Consider the following 16,968-nt stretch of genomic DNA (forward strand, 5'->3'; position numbering starts at 1 on the left):
GGGGTCCGGCCCTTTTTATATTCCACAAGCCCGAACCACGCGGGCTGTTTTTCCGGAGAGGGCTTCTTTATCCGCCGAACCAACGCAAGGGGACCTCGACCAGGGGCGGCACCAGTGCAAGCAAAAAGCACAGCACCGTCTGCGCGATGAAATACGGCATGGTCGGCAGAATGATTTTGTCCATTTTCACCTTCCCAGTGGCGCAGGCCACATTCAATACGGGACCGACAGGCGGCGAGGTCAGGCCCAGCACATTCATGAGCACAAACACAATTCCAAAATACACAGGATCGATCCCCGCCGCTTTGACCAGCGGAAGCATAATCGGCGTGAGGATGAGAATGCTGGGCGTCACGTCCATGGCAAGGCCCACAACAACCACAATGAGCATCAGCACGAACATCAGGAGGGTTGGCCGTTCCACCAGCCCGCCAAGGCCGGCTGTCATCATCTGTGGGATCCGCGAGATCGTCATAAAATAGGCGGCGCAGTTCGCGGTTGCGGCAAGGAACATAATCACAGCCGACATTTTTGCCGACGCTACAAACGCTTTGCGCAGATCCTTGATTTTCATCTCACGGTAGACAAACAGGCCGATCAGGATCGCGTAAACACAGGCGATAACGCCCGCTTCGGTTGCGGTGAAATAACCGGAACGCAAACCGACGAGGATGATCACCGGAAGCAGCAGCGCCCACAAGCCGGCAAGGATGATCCGCACCGCTTCTTTGGCGGTTGGCCGCGGCATGGTTTCCGTGTCCGGCACAACCCCTTTTTTCCGCGAAACAAAAAACCACACCACACAGGCGATGAGCGTAAGGTAGACCGCGGGCGCGATGCCGCCCAGGAACATCGACTTGATCGATACGCCGGCCGAAATTCCGTAGACGATCATCGGCACAGACGGCGGCATGATTGGCGCGACCAGGTTGGCGCTCGCGGTAAGCGCTGCGGCCTTTTCCCGGTTGTAACCGGAGTTGGCCATCATCGGGATTAAAATGGCGCCCAGCGCAGCGCAGGCCGCGACGGCGGAACCGACCAGCGAGGCGAACATCAGGCAGGCGAAGATCGTAACGTAGCCCAGCCCCCCGCGCACCCGCCCGATAAAGACGTTGCAGAACGCTATAATGCGCTTGGTGAGCCCGCCGCGGTTCATGATTTCACCCGCCAGCACAAAGAACGGCAGCGCCATCATGCTGACCGAATCCGAACCCTGCATCAACGTGCGCGCGATAATCGTGGGATTCGCGTCACCGCCGCCGAGCGACAGCGCCGTGCAAACGGCGCAGAAGAGCAGCGCCACGGCAATGGGCAATCCAATCAGAATGCCTACGAGCATGGATGTGATAAAAATAGCGATAATCATTGCATACCCGCTCCTTCCCCCAGGATACCGTCCGAAGACGGTGTGTCGTCCTCTCCGTGATCCCCAAACAGCTCCAGTACGGATTCTTTCAGGACGAACACACGGTACAGGTTTACCAATGAAATGATAATCACCGATACGCCCAGCAGGACGCCGGCAAAATGCACCAGGAACACCGGGAAATGGGTCGCTACCCAAAAGTCATTGCGGTTCTTCCACGCGTTCTGGAACGCGCCTGTTGCCAATACGCCCATCATCCAGATGATGATCCCCTGAATGATCACGTAAAGGGCTTTCTGCCCGCCGGGAGCAAGTTTATTAATTAAGGTGTCGATCATCAGGTGGCGGTTTTCGCGCGCGGCAATGATCGACCCCAGGTACACCAGATAAATGAAGCAGATGCGTGCGATCTCTTCCGTCCAGGCAAAACCCAGACCGAACTGGCGCAGCACAACGTTTAGAAAGGTGAAAAAAATCATAACACCCAAAAAGATTGCAATCACAACCTCCAGGGCCTTGAAAAGCTTATCGATAAACGCATGAAAGCCATGCGGCTTCTGGATGGTTTCAGACATAAACGATCCTCCTCTTTGATATGCAAGACCGCACCCCGGGGGAAAGGGGCACGGTCTTGTGCTGATTCAATTACTCTACAGCATTGATTTTGGTGATCAGGTCTTCTGCCCAGTCGTTCTCAGCAAGGAGCTTGTCGAGCGTGGGCTGAATTTTTTCGATAATCTTTGCTTTGTCCTCGGCGGTGCAGGCGGTAACCGTCATGCCCGCCTCTTCAAGCGTTTTGCGATCCTTGTCGACCGAGGCGATGTAATCCACCCAGGCCTGCTCCGCAGTGGCTTTTCCCGCATCGACGATAATCTGGCGCTGGTTATCGGACATTTCCGCGAGTTTATCGGAATTCGCAACGATTTCAAGCGTCGCGACGATGTGGTTGGTCTCATAGAGATATTTCTGTACTTCCTGGAAATTCTGGGCAATGACAGTCACCATGCCGTTGTCCTGCCCGTCCACGGTTCCGGTTTCAAGCGCGGTGAACAGTTCTCCAAGCGGGATGACCGTTGGAGAAGCGCCGAGATTCTCGGTGATGCCGACATGGATCGGGTTATTGGGCATCCGGAATTTCTGGCCCGCAAAATCCTCGACGCTCGTCAGCGGCTTATTGGAAGTGAAGGTGCGCGCGGAGTTGGGACCCCAGCCGAGAATTTCCACTTCCGGGAATTTCTCGTGGAATTTCGCGTTGACTTCGTCCGCGATAGAACCGGTCCAAACTTTTTTCGCGTGATCGAGGTCACGGTACAAAAACGGCCAGTCGGAGATCAGCATCATGGTAAACTCCTGGTTCATGGGGGTGCCGACGACCGCAAAATCAATGGAACCGTCGCGCACGCCCTGCCAGAGGGCCGCTTCGTCGCCCAACAGGCCGTCATGATACACCTCGACCTTGATTTTGCCGCCGGATTTTTCTTCAATCTGCGTCTTAAATACGTTGTCGAGCGCCGCCGCCATCGGGTGGGTGACGCCCCAGTTGTCGCCAACTTTAAGGCTGAATTCCTTTTCATCCGTCGCAGCATCCCCGCCTTTTTCGCTCGGTGCCGCCGCGCTTGACGCCGGGGCGGCAGTCCCGCCCGAAGGGGTGCTCTCAGAGCAGGCTGTCGTAAACGCCGTGATCGTCACAATCGCAAGAATGGCTGAAAAGATTCTTTTCATTGTCTAAATTCCTCCTGCATTCACAAATTGCGGATTTCTCCTGTTGTTTTCCCTTTCTATCTTCAGCGGCTTTTCATAATTCCCCCGCCGCTAACTGTCCAATCGCTTATTCCTGTTCATCAAACAAAATGACCATCTTCTTCATATCCTTTACCGGATGCAGGATATTTTCAAAAACCTGGCCGACCTGTTCAAACGGAATGTAATGGCTGACCATACCCTCCAGCTGAAATTTCCCCTCCAGAAAGTTTTGGATCGTGGGCTGGAATTGGCCGGACGACATCCTGGTCCCGGCGATGGTGAGCTCCCGCACATTGATCATCGCTTGGGAAATTCCTTCCGTTTCCGTACAAAAGCCCAAGGGAACCACTGTGGCGCCATTTGCGGGAATCCCCTGCTCCAAAAGCGCGGTGAGCGAGCCGGGATAGCCCGCGGAATCAAAAATTGCGTCGACCCCACCGCCGTCTGTAAACGCCTGTACGCATTCCCTAAGATTCTGCGTCCTGGTATTCACGACCGCATCGGCCCCATAATCCTTTGCGCGCGCAAGGCAGCTTTCGTTGATATCCGCGCAGATGACCCGGCAGCCTTTTTGCTTCAGGGTTTGCAGAATCACCGCGCCGATGGTTCCGCTGCCAAGCACCAGTACCGATTCTCCGCCCTGTATCCCAGCCCGGCTGGTGCAGTGGCCCCCAATAGCGAACGGCTCAATAAGCGCCGCGTCCCGGAAAGGGATTTGCCTCGGCAAAAGGTAGACCTCATGCACGGGAACGGTGAAATATTCCCGCCAGCCGCCATCGGTCGCCGCACCGCGCGCTTTGACCGTGCGGCAGATATTTCGGCGCCCGCGCAGGCACTGCGGGCACCGGCCGCAGGCAACCACCAGATCGACCACCACAGCGTCGCCGGGTTTCACGGCGGTCACATTTTTGCCGATTTCCACCACCACGCCGGCATTCTCATGGCCGGGAATGCGGGGATAAACCGCGTTGGGGTTTTCTCCCAGAAACAAATGGATATCCGACCCGCAGACGCCGGCGGCCTTCATTTGGATCAGGACCTCCCCGTCGCCGGGCTTTGGGATTGGGACCTCACGCACTTCATATTGCCTGGGTCCGGTGATGACTACTTCCTTCAATATCGCACCCCCTAAAGCTTCAACATAAATAATTATTTTAAATAAAAATATTAATATGATATATCATTATGATATAACTGTTTTGACAATATTAATATACCACTCAAAAATACATTCGTCCATAAGAATAACCAACAAAATTTCTCAGGATTATCCATCAGGTTATACAAAAACTGGAAGAATAATGCTAAATAAAATTTGCGATGCATATTATTTGAAAATCCCATTGTATAAAGAATCACAATGTACTACAATATATTAAGATTATATTCCAGTTGTTGGCGGCGCAGTCTATTTATTTGCGGAGGGACATTTATGACCAGTCAAAAAAAATCCAAAGAAGCGCAGACGGCGGGTGAAAATGTATATCAGTATCTGCATACCAACATCATCCAGCTTCAGATAAAGCCCGGTCAGACCATAAACATCAATGAACTGAGCGATTTTTTAAAGGTAAGCCGTTCTCCTATCCGGGATGCTCTCGTCCAGCTCGCCAGGGATGGGCTTGTGACAACCACACCGCAAAAGAGCACGATCGTTTCCAAAATCAATATCCCACGCGCCAAAGATGAACGCTTTATGCGGGCCTGCGTGGAGGAGCGGATTCTGGAGGAATTTTTAAAATGCTACGAGCAAACGCACATCGACGCTTTGAAGGATGTTTTGGAGCAGCAGAAACAGCGGATGGAAAATAAGGATATCCGGGGATTTTTGCGCACTGACGACGCTTTTCATTCGGTTTTCTTTCAGGTAACCAACCATCCGTTTTCATTGGAAAACATTCTGAACATGTCGAGCCATTATTTCCGCATGCGTCTGCTGTCGCTTTCGGCACTGGATATCTGTGAGCAGTCCTACCGGCAGCATCAGGAGATCTTGCAGTTGGTGCTGGCCAAGGACTACGCAAGCATCCGGGAGATGATCAACCGCCATATCGTGGATAAAAAAGATGAGGAAATCCGCATGGAGCGCAAGTTCCCCGATCTGTTTACCGGGATCGAGGGCGCCGATTACCTGAAAAGCAAAATCTGGGAAGATGATTTTCTCATGACAATTTAATCAGGCCGTTTTTGCGGCTGAAAAAATAAGCAGGGACAGGCCGGATACCCGGCTTGTCCCTGCTCGTTTTAAAAGATTGCTCCCGGCGAAAGCCGCCCTGGAAGCGGCGCCTGCAATCCGTCTATTTTTTTGTAGCGTATTCTTTATATCAACCGTTGGTTTTCAGGAGCCATACGGCGAAGGTTTGCACTGCGCCGCAGATTTCGGTATAATGGAAGCCAAAAAGGAGGCGATCCATATGTATGAACAGGTTCAGATCCCACTGGAAATCCTGAAGGGGAAATACAGTGCTATGATCCTGCTCTACCTCTGTCATGAAGGCACGCAACGGTTCGGAGAGATCCGCACGGCAGTGGGGTCTGTCTCCAACAAAGTACTATCTAAGCAACTGCGCGATCTCGAATACCAGGGCATGCTGGTGCGCATTGCCGGACGGCATCCCAACCTCTGCTGCAGCTACAGCGTTACCGAGCGTGCGCTTTCCCTGCTGCCGGCACTGGAGGCACTGCACAGCTGGGGATGCGGACAGCGGATCTAATCCCGGTCTACCGCCTGCAAAAACGCCTCCATTTCCTGGAGAGGCATCTCAATCACATGTTTTTCAGCGGGATATACTCCGGCGTTCACATCCCTGATGAAAGTTTCAAATACTTCCACCGACCGCTCAAAGAAATGATCATACTGGATACTGTGGCGGGGATAATGTCCGTTGTGGCTTCCCAAAAGGTCACTTGCAAACAGGTACTGGCCATCGCATCCAGCTCCCGACCCCATTGAATAGGTGAGGAACTTTACCCTCTGGCTGATGTAAGACGCTATCTGGTGGGGAATACATTCCAATTCCGCGCAGACCGCGCCCGCATCATCCAGCGCAAGCGCGGTGCGGTAAAGTTCTTCCGCTTCCCGCGCGGTTTTCCCTATTGCCCGGAATCCTCCAATCCAGTTCGAGAAATAAGGCACCAGACCTAAGTGTGCCACACAGGGGATATGCTGATAGGTGAGCTTTGCAATCCGGTCGGGCCGCATACCCGTGACATAAATGAGATCGGCGCCGCCCTCCATCAGCTTGAGGGCGTCCCGAATCGCCGTTTCATCGCTGATGAGGCAGCTGTCCATCGGCATCACTGCGGTGATGAGCAAATCCGGAGCCGCCGCCCTGATCTGCGGCAATATCGAGAGGGTCTGTTCCACCGGCTGGCGCCGTCCAATTACAAGATTATCCACCCCGGCAAGCGCGCAGGCGCTTGCTATATTTACATCCGGGGCATTTACCACAATCATCTGACGCTTGCCTTTCATTTCCCTGAGTTGTTTGATCGTCATCTTTGCCATAATAACACCTTCATTTTCAAGATTTGCGGCGCTTACAGACCGATGCTCTGCAAATCTATTCCCCGGTGTCCGTATCGCGGGGATTGTTTGCAAAGAAATCCCCGTAATGATTGAGCACATGCTCGTTGACATTGGCTGCATAGCCGTTCAAATGGGCCTGACAGAACTGGATTGCCCTCTCCAGATGGCGGCCTGTGATCATCTGAAACATCTCATAGTGCTCCCGGTAAAGGATCTGGAAACTGCGGGATACAGAATAATATAAAATCCGATAGCGGATATACTGGTGGTCAATCTGCTGTAGGGCATCCCAGAGTTTCTGTCTGCCCACCTGGGCGTAACACGCTTGATGGAAGCGACTATCGAGGGTAAAGAACGCCTCCGGGTCAACCACACCGGAAACCTGCTTTTTCTGCTGCAGGAGGTTGCGTTTAAGCTTGTCAATAAAGAGCGGTGTCTGCCGCTCGATCGCCTCCATTAGGATATGGTGCTCCACTTTCTCCCGCATATAGACCATCTGCATGATATAGTCGAAATCCAGATAGGTCACAAAACTCCCTTTCTGAGGGATGGTATAGATGAGGTCTTCGGCGCGCAGCTTGGCGAATGCCGCCCGTACCGGCGTGCGGGACAGCCCGAAACGGGCTGCCACTTCATTTTCGCTGATTGTGGAGCCGGGCGCGCGTTTGAGCATGAGGATCTCATGCTTTAAGGCGTGGTAGATGTCCTCCACCGTGTAAATCTGTTTGGGCATCAGCTCGATCAACGGGGTGGCTCCTCTCCGAATTTTCATTTGTGTACATGTGTACATGTTTATCATAGCATGGTGATATTCTGCCGTCAATTGGAGAACAAGTTGAAATTGGATCTTCCGTTTTTGTGGAATCCTCCAAAATTATTTCCTTATTTCCTTTGTTTTCTTCCTATATATGACAGTTTTTTATCAATCTTTTCCCATGAAAAGATATGGATAATTCCTTTTTGTACGACATCCAAATTATACGCTAAAATTTAGTTCAATTTATTATATATGTTTTACGTTTCTGATTAGTAACTTATATTTTTGGGGAAGCGCTTGCCGGCAGCAGGCGCTTTTCCTTATGATAAGGATACAGACTGATGCTCGCAAATCAAACCCAGCACAATGGAAAGGAGTGGAGTCCTCGAATCAGCCCCACACTGCCCATCGGCACCGTGTGGATCAAGTTTCGCGTGATGTTAAGGATTAAAGGAGGAGAAGATATTGAAAAAGTTTCTAAGTTTACTGCTTGCTCTCGGTATGATGGCATCGCTCGCCGCCTGTGGCGGAAATACCTCCAGCACACCCAGCGCTTCTACGGCATCCACCCCGGCAACTGCTTCTCAGGCCGATTCCAATTCAGCGCCCACCGCACCGACAGACGAGGTGTTTGAACTGAAATTTGCTCACCACCAACAGCCTGACAGCCCCGCAGGCCTAGGGGCCCAGCGGCTGGCCGACCGGCTCAACGAAAAGTCAAACGGCCGCCTGAAGGTCACAGTTTATCCTGCTGAACAGCTTGGTACTGAAAAATCGGTCTTTGAACAGCTCAACGAAGGTGTCGTGGATATGAGCACTTTGGGCTTCGGCATCATCGGCACTATGTCTCCATCGGCATTGGCAATGGAAATGGGCTACATGTTCCAGGACTACAATCATCTTTCTGCCTTTCTGGACAGCGACGTTTTTACCACAGAAATCGTGAATCCTGCAATTGAAAAGGCTGGTGTGCGTATCGGCGGCGCTTATTATAACGGTGTTCGCCACACCACTACCTCCAGCAAACCTGTGACCGATCCTGCCAGCATGGCTGGCGTCAAGCTGCGTGTACCGAGCAGTGATATGCTGCTTGCAACCTTTGAGGCAATGGGGGCCTCCCCGACGCCGATGGCTTTCTCCGAAGTCTATATGGCGCTGCAGAACAACACCATCGACGGACAGGAAAATCCCATCCCGACGATCATGTCGATGAAGTTTTACGAAGTGCAGAAATATCTCTGCCTGACCGGTCATATGGTTCAGGCCGCTACCTTCGTCGTCAGCGAAAAATCTTTTCAGAAGCTTCCCCCCGATCTGCAGGAGCTGATGCTTGCCGAGATGAAGGATGAAGCCCGCGTCACCTCCGAGGACGTCCAGGCCAAAGAAACTGAGCAGCTCGGAGAGCTCCAGGAGCTGGGCATGGAAGTCGTGGAAACGGACAAACAGGCCTTTATCGACACTATGCCGCCGGTCATTGAACGGTTTGAACAGCAGTGGGGCGTAGGCCTTTACGACAAAATCCAGGCCACTAACCCAAACAAATGAAAGTGCCGGCCGGTGGATTTCCGCCGGCCGTGCAATCCTGATTTGCTTTTTCGCCGGCATCCGGCCGGCCCTTCTTTGACAGCTCAACTTTGAAAAGAGGGAGTATTTTATGAATTTGCTGCGTAAGGCTTGGGATATCCTGATGAAGCTGGTGGAATACGTTATCGTTTTCGGCCTAGTGGCGATCTGCCTGATTCTGCTTTATCAGGTCATCTCCCGTTATCTGTTTAATAAACCTCTGATCTGGAGCGAGGAGCTCTCGCTCTTTTTGCTCACCTGGGTCTGTTTTATCGGGGTGAGCTACGGGATTAAGCATCGGATGCATATCCGGATGTCTTCGCTTGTCAAGGTGTTCCCCCTACAGGCACAGAAATTTCTGGCCATTCTGGTGGACCTCCTCTGCATCGGCGGCTTTCTGGCCGTCATGCCGGATTCCTGGGCCTATTTTCTGAAGCAGTGCTTTATTCGTTCCCCCGGTATGCAGTTGCCCTACGGCTTTGTGGTCGTCTGTCTGCCGGTGGGCTTCGCGCTTGCGATTATCAGCCTGCTGATGGATATCGGGCGCGTCTGGCAGGGGGATCTACCCACCGATTGAGCCCTGCTTATCTCAAGGCGGGATTCCCGCCGGAAACGGAGGAATTTATGGCGCTTTTGCTTGGAGCATTCGTGCTGTTTTTGCTGATTGGCATGCCGGTTTCCTTCTGCATGTTCATCAGTTCCGCAATGTACCTCATTGCCAACGACATTTCCCTCATATCCCTGGTGCAGCGGGTCTCCGCCGGAGTATTCTCCTTCCCGCTGCTGGCCGCCCCCTGTTTCATCCTAGCTGGAGCCATTATGAACATGGGTGGGGTCACCAACCGTATCTTTGACTGGTGCAACAAGCTGGTCGGCCATATTCCCGGCGGCCTTGGGCATTCCAATGTTTTGGCCTCCATCGTCTTTGCCGGCATGTCTGGCACCGCTGTCGCGGATGCTGGCGGACTTGGAGCGGTGGAGCTCAAAGCCATGAAAGACGCGGGTTACGAGGAGAGCTTTTCTCTAGCTATCACCGCCGCGTCATCCACCATTGGACCAATTATACCACCCAGCCTGCCTGCTGTTATGGTCGGCGTCATTGGCGGTGTTTCAGTTGGCAGGATTTTCATCGGCGGCATTCTACCCGGTGTGTTGATGGGGCTCATGCTTTCGATCATGGTGTATATCCTTTCGGTGAAGCGCGGTTACCCCAGGCTGCCGCGTGCCACCTTCCGTGAGATCTGCACCTCCACCCAACATGCCTTTTTCCCACTGATGACGGTTGTTCTGGCTATCGGCGGCATCCTCACAGGTGTGATCACTCCCACCGAGGCGGGAATCATTGCCCTCACCTACGCCACTATCCTAGGATTCTGCTACCGGGAGCTGAATCTGAAAAAGCTCTACAGCATTATTGTGGATTCCTCTGGGACCACTTTGAGCGTCCTGTTTATCATCGCCTCCGGCACCATCTTCGGCTGGATTCTAGCGATCGGACAGGTGCCACAGACCGTTTCGACCTTCTTCATGAGCTATATCACCAACAAGTGGGTGGCACTCCTGGTGATCAACATCCTCCTGTTGCTGTGCGGCTGTTTTATGGAAACAATGTGCGCCATCAGCCTGCTCACCCCGATCCTGATGCCAGTGGCTTTAAATTACGGCATTGACCCGGTGCATTTTTCGATCATTCTTATTCTGAATCTCATGCTGGGGCTGATTACCCCGCCGGTCGGTGTGGTGCTCTACATCCTGTCGAGCCTCTCGAAAGTCTCCTTTGACAAAATTGTCAAAGCCACCATGCCTTTTTTGGGCATGCTGGTGCTCGCGCTTTTGATCGTCACCTTTGTGCCGCCCATCGTGACCTTCCTGCCCAACCTTGTCTACAACTGACCGAAAGGAGCAAAATCCATGGGAACCGTGAAACTGCCCGAACTCGGGCCGGGAATCAAGCTCTGCACCCAGATCGAGCCGGATGTGGGTGAAGATTTCCTCATCTTTCTAGAACAGATCGGTGTGGGCTATGTATACGCTTGGTTTAGCCCCGAACAGTATACCTATGACTTCCTTTCCAGGCTGCGCGATAGGGTGAACGCCCACGGCATCACCCTGTATAACGCGGGAGCCGTGCATGTGGCGAAGAGCCGTCAGATCATCCTGGGCGGCCCTGACCGCGACCGCGACATTGACACTTTCAACGACTGCCTGCGGATGCTTTCTAAGGCGGGCATCCACACCACCACCTTCGTCTGGGAGCCGGAAGGCGTATGGGCCAGTGACTGGGATTACCCCACCCGCGGCGGCGCGCTTACCCGCCGCTGTGACCTGCGGGTGCTCGCGGGCGAGGACCGTGGAACCGCCGCCCGATACACCCAGATCCCCATTGATCGGGAAGCGTTTGCAAAGACCGGCCTCACCCACGGACGAGTCTACTCACGCGACGAAATGTGGGAAAACTACAGCTATTTTATCAGACGGGTGGTTCCAGCCGCTGAAGAATATGGGGTTCGCCTGGCATTGCATCCCAACGACCCGCCGGTAGACAGCGTGGCCGGGGTTGCCTGCCTCATCAGGTCCTACGACGACTACCGGCGGGCTTTCTCCATCGCGGGAAGCCCATTTGTGGGGATGGAATTCTGTTGCGGCTGTTATCTCGAGGCCCCAGATACCTTCGGGGATGTCTATGAAGCAATCGAATCCTTTGTGAAGGAACAACGGGTCTTTCTGGTGCATTTTCGTAATGTGGACACGAAGCTTCCTTGTTTCACTGAAACCTTTATCGACGAGGGATATGGCGATATGCTCAGGCTCATGCAAGCGTTCCTGCACGCTGGTTATAACGGGACTCTGGTGATGGACCACTCCCCGCGCATGGTGGCCGCCGCGGGCAAATACGGTGAATCCGCCTATGCCAACGGATATATCAAAGCGCTGATGAAATGCGCCGTGCAGACCCTATAGGGTCGGAGTATCCTGTGCTTTGTGCGCCTCATCTTGTCCAGCCGCAAATGAGGCGGGGACACGCTAGGAATACCGTTTGGCTGGGGAAAGGATCAACATTTATGAAAGCAGCTGTATTAACCGATTGGAAGCATCTCGAGATCAAAGAGATTGGGCTCCCTGTCCTCCAGGACGGTGAGGCTCTCCTGAAAGTCATCTACGCCGGCATCTGCGGCTCGGATATTACCGTCTATAAGGGGGATCACCCCACCGCCAAAGTACCGGTCGTCCCCTGTCATGAAATTATCGGCACTATCGAAGAAATTCGCTGCGGAACCCCCACCGCCTTTTCAATCGGCCAGAGGGTCACCGTCGAGCCGCTCATCAGCTGTGGGGAATGCGAACCCTGCCGAAACGGCTGTGAACATGTCTGTAATAGCCTGCAGCTTTTGGGCATCCACCAAAACGGAGGGTTCGCACAGTATGTGAAGGTATCGGTTAAAAAGCTGGTGGCTCTGCCTGAAGGCCTGCCCGACAGAGTGGCCGCGCTGGCGGAACCGTTCGCCGTCGCCTACCATGTAAACCATCGTTCCGGCATCCGCGCCGGAGATGCCGCACTGGTCATCGGCGGCGGACCCATCGGCATCACCGTAGCCATTGCCGCCCGACATTTCGGCGCGCGGCGGGTAATTATCTCCGAAATCAACGAAAAGCGCCTGGCGCTGGCCGAAAGCCTGGGGCTGGAAACTGTCAACCCCATGAAAACCGATCTGAACCAGCTGAAGTCAGAAGTCACTGGGGGCAATGGGTTCGATGTGGTGTTCGAGTCCTCTGGTTCCAAACAGGGGCTGCTCATGCTGCCGGACATGTGCAAAACCCGAGGCACCATGATCTCCCTGAGCCTTTCCGGTACGCCAGTGGAATTTGCCATGGGGAAGGTTTCCTTCCGCGAAATGACCATTGTAGGGTCCCGTGTATATTCCTTCGACCATTTTTGCCGTGCGGTTCCAATGCTCGAAAAGCTGGCGCAGGAATACCCGCTGGAAAATCTGGCGACCGACGTGCTGCCCCTAAATGAAGTACAGAAAGGCTACGATATGATGCTTGACGGCACCAACGCCGGAAAAGTTCTGATCAGCTGCAACAGCTGAAAGAAATGAGAAAGGATGTGAGAAATTATGATACTGGATTCGTTTAGACTGGATGGCAAAGTTGCCATCATCACCGGCGCGCGTACCGGCATCGGGCAGGGCATCGCGCTCGCCATGGCGGAGGCCGGCGCCGACGTGGTCGGCGTGGGCAACAAACCCATGCCGGAGATCGCAGAGCAGATCCGTGCGCTTGGCCGTGGTTTCACTGAAATCTCCGCCGACCTCACCAGGCCTTGTCCAGAGCTTTATGACCGAGTTATCAGCGGTACGTTGAATGCTTACGGCCGGGTGGACATTCTGGTCAACAACGCGGGGATCATCCGCCGATGCGACGCGATCGATTTTAACGAAACTGACTGGGACGATGTGATGAACATCAATCTCAAGACGCTTTTCTTCCTGAGCCAAGCCGCAGCCCGCCAGATGGTGAAACAGCAGAGCGGCGGCAAGATCGTGAATATCGCTTCGATGCTTTCCTATCAAGGCGGCATCCGAGTACCCTCCTACACCGCCAGCAAAAGCGGCGTAATGGGCCTTACCCGGCTGCTGGCCAACGAATGGGCGAAGTACGGCATCAATGTAAACGCCATCGCTCCCGGCTATATCGACACCAATAACACGGAAGCCCTGAAAAAGGACCCGGTGCGTTCCGCCGAGATTCTCGGCCGTATTCCCGCCGGCCGCTGGGGCACGCCCCGGGATATGGCCGGGACAGCAGTCTTTCTTGCCAGCGAGGCCTCCAGCTACATGCAGGGATTTACTGTCGCCCTGGACGGCGGCTGGCTGGCAAGGTAACATGCCTTCACCGAAAGAACCAAACTTTCTGCACATACAGCATAAAACAAAAAAGCGCGCAGGGCCCGACGGGACCCATGCGCGCTTTTATTTATGGGGCGCTGCTGAATCGAACTGGCCATTACACGCCAGCGAGGCCGGCCTTCCGGCAGTTCTCATCTTTTCATTGCGGTTCCTACGATATAATGTTAAAATAAGAAAGTATTATGGAAATCCAAAGCGACCTCTCCTGCCGCTTTATTTGGAGTGTGAATAAAGTTATGATCCGTCCGCTGATGAAAAGCCTTCGCCGCTGCTCCGCCATCGCGCTGGCCGTGATTATGCTCCTGCCGCTGTGTCCGCGCGCACTTGCTTCAGAGGAACGCCGCGTATTGCGTGTGGCGTTTCCGCAGGTGGAAGGTCTCTCCCAAACCGACGTGGATGGGAACCGGTACGGGTTGGTGGTGGACTACCTCAACGAAATTTCCAAGTATACCGGCTGGGAATACGAGTATGTGGACACCAGCGCCGAAACGATGCTGAACGAATTTAATGAAGGCGCATATGATCTGATGGGCGGGAATTACTATTCTCCCAGTCTTGAAGAATTGTACGCCTACCCGGATTACAACACCGGGTACAGCAAATCGGTGCTCCTCGCGCGCAGGGATGACCATCGGCTCGAAAGTTATAACCTGGAAAGCCTGAATGGAAAAACCATCGGGGCTTACAGCAACGCCAAGGAAAACATCCGCCGCTTGCAGGAGTTTCTGACGATCAATAACCTCAAATGCACTCTGAAAGAATACAGCTTTGAGCAGCTTTCTGAAAACGGTAATCTCTATCCCTATCTGGCAAGCGGCGAGGTGGACATGCTGCTCGGCAACATTTCTGAGACAGACGGCGATTTCCGGGTGGTCGCCTCCTACGATTCACAGCCCTATTATATCGTAACCACGATTGGCAATCAGGAGGTTCTTGACGGGCTGAACATGGCGCTCGAAAAAATCCTGGATTCCAATCCCAACTTTGGCACCGAGCGTTATGAAGCCAATTTCCCGGATAAGCTGTCCGCCGATATTCAACTCAATTCGGAAGAACGAACCTATATCAAGGAAAAAGGGACGGTAACTGTGGCGGTCCCGGCGGACTGGCATCCCCTCTTTTGCATAAATAATCCGGAGGACCTTCACGACGGTCTGGTACCGGCGATTCTGAAGGAAGTCTCCGATTTTTCAGGCCTGAAATTTTCTTATCTGCAGGCGGACAGCTATTTCGACGCGGTGGATCTGGTGCTGCGGGGCGAAGCCGATGTGCTTGCCTTCTTTCTTGGAAGCGAGGCGGATGCCGCGCAGCAGGGATTGGCGCTGACCGCGCCCTACGTAAACATGAACAGCATTGTTGTGCGCAACAAATCCTCCAGTTTCCCCTCCGAAGGGCTGGTCGGAGCCGTTATCAAAGGCCGCCGGATCCCCAGTGATATCCAGGTGACTCAGCTGCGCACCTACGCCAGTATCACCGAGGCGCTGTTCGCGGTGAACCGGGGCGAAGCCGATTTTATCTACGGCCTATCCGCCCGGATGGAGCAGGAAATCCAACGAAACCACCTCACTAACCTGGTTCCGGTGACGCTTGTCAACGATTCCAACGGCATCTGTTTCGCCCTCACCCGTCCCGCCAAAGCGGATCTGCTGACCGTGCTCAACAAAGCGGTCAACAATCTTTCCGCACGGGAAAAAAATATGATCTTAAACCAGAACCTGGTCTCCATCGGCGCAAACCAGTTTTCCCTGACCGAGCTCATCTACTCCAATCCGATCCTGTTCGTGTCCATCGTGGGCTTCGTCCTTTTGATTCTTGCGGCAGCGGTACTTCTGGTCACCCGGGCGCGGATGAAAGCGGCCGTCATTCAGAGCAACCTTGAAAAAGCGCAGGCGGAAAGCCGCGCCAAGGGAGAATTCCTCTCCCGCATGAGCCACGAAATCCGCACTCCCATGAACGCGGTGGTGGGCTTGGCCGATCTGACCAGCATGCTGGAAGGAGTCCCGGAAAACGTCCGAAAAAACCTTGTCAAAATTCGTTCCTCCTCCCAGTATCTGCTCAGCCTCATCAACGACATCCTGGACATGAGCCGCATCGGCAGCGGGATGCTTTCGATCGGCAGCGAACCGTTCTCGATCGACCAGATGCTGGAAGAACTGCAGGGAATGATGCAGGCCGAGGCGGGCAGGCACGGGCTTGCTTTCACTATGGAGACGCAGACTGAGCACAGCCATCTTGTTGGCGATGTCATCCGTCTGCGGCAGGTGCTCACCAACCTGCTTTCCAATGCTTTCAAGTTCACGCCGGAGGGCGGGGATGTGACCCTGCGGGTGACCGAAACCGATTCGGACGGCGCCCAGGCGGCTTTTATGTTCCAGGTGATTGACAATGGGATCGGTATCCGTCCGGAGGATCAGCAGCGGATTTTTGATTCCTTTGAACAGCTCGGTTCCAGTTCCTCCAAAAGCCAGGGCACCGGCCTGGGGCTGTCCATCAGCCGCAGCATCGTCCAGCTGATGGGCGGCGAACTCGGTCTCAGCAGCGAACCCGGCCGGGGAAGTGAATTTTATTTCTCGATCTCTCTGCCCTTGGGAACGCCGGACGAGGAAACCTTGCCCTTTACGGCAGATGGTTCACTGGCTGGCGTAAGGCTCCTTTTGGCGGAGGATAACGATCTGAATGCTGAAATCGCAGCCCAGCTGCTGGAAATGCGCGGGGCTGACACCGAGCGGTGCAAGGATGGCGAACAATGCGTTTCACGGTTTTCGAACAGCGCGCCCGGAGAATTCCAGGCGATCCTTATGGATATCCAGATGCCCGTTATGAACGGGCTGGACGCCACCCGCGCGATCCGGGCGCTGTCCCGGCCGGACGCGGCCTGCATCCCCATCATCGCAATGACCGCCAATTCCTTCCAGGAGGACGTCGATGCGGCAAGAGCCGCGGGGATGAACGGATTTGTCTCCAAACCGCTGGATGTGAACTATCTTTACCGGCTGCTTTATGACCTTCTGAAATAGCCTGCCGCAGCAGGCTCACACGCCGCTGCGCCTTGCGCTTATTTTATCCCAGTCCAAACCGGCTGGACCGTATAAACGGCCAG

15 protein-coding genes are annotated in these 16,968 nt (G+C 54.0%); 9 read left to right on the forward strand and 6 right to left on the reverse strand.

Features of this window, described 5'->3' with window-relative positions; translation table 11 throughout:
• Nucleotides 1–67 precede the first annotated feature (67 nt).
• From DWV16_RS15760 to DWV16_RS15775, 4 genes are all read right to left on the reverse strand, one after another.
• Complete coding sequence (locus DWV16_RS15760) at nucleotides 68–1,366, reverse strand: TRAP transporter large permease (protein WP_118480191.1); 1,299 nt, start codon at nucleotides 1,364–1,366, stop codon at nucleotides 68–70.
• Nucleotides 1,363–1,941 carry a TRAP transporter small permease gene (locus DWV16_RS15765; protein WP_066456206.1) on the reverse strand — a complete coding sequence of 193 codons (579 nt, stop codon included), beginning with the start codon at nucleotides 1,939–1,941 and terminating at the stop codon, nucleotides 1,363–1,365. The genes DWV16_RS15760 and DWV16_RS15765 overlap by 4 nt, the downstream gene beginning before the upstream one ends.
• A 70-nt stretch (nucleotides 1,942–2,011) precedes the next feature.
• On the reverse strand, nucleotides 2,012–3,088 hold the full coding sequence (locus DWV16_RS15770) for a TRAP transporter substrate-binding protein (protein ID WP_118480193.1): 1,077 nt from the start codon (nucleotides 3,086–3,088) through the stop codon (nucleotides 2,012–2,014).
• A gap of 106 nt (nucleotides 3,089–3,194) precedes the next feature.
• A complete protein-coding gene (locus tag DWV16_RS15775) occupies nucleotides 3,195–4,226 on the reverse strand; it encodes a zinc-binding dehydrogenase (RefSeq protein WP_118480195.1) in 1,032 nt (343 codons plus the stop codon).
• A 315-nt stretch (nucleotides 4,227–4,541) separates the two neighbouring features.
• Between DWV16_RS15775 and DWV16_RS15780 the strand changes: the two genes are divergently transcribed.
• Nucleotides 4,542–5,285, forward strand: coding sequence for a GntR family transcriptional regulator (locus DWV16_RS15780; RefSeq protein ID WP_066456197.1), 744 nt, complete (start codon nucleotides 4,542–4,544; stop codon nucleotides 5,283–5,285).
• A 238-nt stretch (nucleotides 5,286–5,523) separates the two neighbouring features.
• Nucleotides 5,524–5,823 (forward strand): helix-turn-helix domain-containing protein, encoded by a 300-nt coding sequence (locus tag DWV16_RS15785; protein ID WP_158572937.1) that lies wholly within the window; start codon nucleotides 5,524–5,526, stop codon nucleotides 5,821–5,823.
• Here DWV16_RS15785 and DWV16_RS15790 read toward each other — a convergent pair.
• Both DWV16_RS15790 and DWV16_RS15795 read right to left on the reverse strand, forming a co-directional pair.
• Nucleotides 5,820–6,617 (reverse strand): 3-methyl-2-oxobutanoate hydroxymethyltransferase, encoded by a 798-nt coding sequence (locus DWV16_RS15790; RefSeq protein ID WP_158572938.1) that lies wholly within the window; start codon nucleotides 6,615–6,617, stop codon nucleotides 5,820–5,822. The two genes, DWV16_RS15785 and DWV16_RS15790, sit on opposite strands and share 4 nt — an antisense overlap.
• Before the next feature lie 55 nt (nucleotides 6,618–6,672).
• Nucleotides 6,673–7,383, reverse strand: a complete 711-nt coding sequence (locus DWV16_RS15795) for a GntR family transcriptional regulator (protein WP_158572939.1) — start codon at nucleotides 7,381–7,383, stop codon at nucleotides 6,673–6,675.
• A gap of 477 nt (nucleotides 7,384–7,860) precedes the next feature.
• Here DWV16_RS15795 and DWV16_RS15800 point away from each other — a divergent pair, with 477 nt between their 5' ends.
• The 7 genes from DWV16_RS15800 to DWV16_RS15830 all read left to right on the forward strand — a co-directional run bounded on the left by DWV16_RS15800 (nucleotide 7,861) and on the right by DWV16_RS15830 (nucleotide 16,885).
• Nucleotides 7,861–8,940, forward strand: coding sequence for a DctP family TRAP transporter solute-binding subunit (locus tag DWV16_RS15800; protein ID WP_118480203.1), 1,080 nt, complete (start codon nucleotides 7,861–7,863; stop codon nucleotides 8,938–8,940).
• Nucleotides 8,941–9,049: 109 nt separating this feature from the next.
• A complete protein-coding gene (locus tag DWV16_RS15805) occupies nucleotides 9,050–9,535 on the forward strand; it encodes a TRAP transporter small permease (protein WP_118480205.1) in 486 nt (161 codons plus the stop codon).
• The gene (locus tag DWV16_RS15810; protein ID WP_243007345.1) at nucleotides 9,532–10,851 is read left to right on the forward strand and encodes a TRAP transporter large permease; all 1,320 of its coding nucleotides are present in this window, start codon (nucleotides 9,532–9,534) and stop codon (nucleotides 10,849–10,851) included. The genes DWV16_RS15805 and DWV16_RS15810 overlap by 4 nt, the downstream gene beginning before the upstream one ends.
• A gap of 18 nt (nucleotides 10,852–10,869) precedes the next feature.
• Nucleotides 10,870–11,919, forward strand: coding sequence for a mannonate dehydratase (locus DWV16_RS15815; protein WP_118480207.1), 1,050 nt, complete (start codon nucleotides 10,870–10,872; stop codon nucleotides 11,917–11,919).
• Between the two features lie 101 nt (nucleotides 11,920–12,020).
• Nucleotides 12,021–13,049 (forward strand): zinc-binding dehydrogenase, encoded by a 1,029-nt coding sequence (locus DWV16_RS15820; protein WP_158572940.1) that lies wholly within the window; start codon nucleotides 12,021–12,023, stop codon nucleotides 13,047–13,049.
• Nucleotides 13,050–13,076: 27 nt separating this feature from the next.
• On the forward strand, nucleotides 13,077–13,844 hold the full coding sequence (gene kduD, locus DWV16_RS15825) for a 2-dehydro-3-deoxy-D-gluconate 5-dehydrogenase KduD (RefSeq protein ID WP_118480211.1): 768 nt from the start codon (nucleotides 13,077–13,079) through the stop codon (nucleotides 13,842–13,844).
• A gap of 260 nt (nucleotides 13,845–14,104) precedes the next feature.
• A complete protein-coding gene (locus DWV16_RS15830) occupies nucleotides 14,105–16,885 on the forward strand; it encodes an ATP-binding protein (protein WP_187116760.1) in 2,781 nt (926 codons plus the stop codon).
• The last annotated feature ends 83 nt before the right edge of the window (nucleotides 16,886–16,968 follow it).

Origin of the sequence: Anaerotruncus sp. AF02-27, from assembly GCF_003465835.1 — a bacterium.
Taxonomy (GTDB): domain Bacteria; phylum Bacillota; class Clostridia; order Oscillospirales; family Ruminococcaceae; genus Anaerotruncus; species Anaerotruncus rubiinfantis.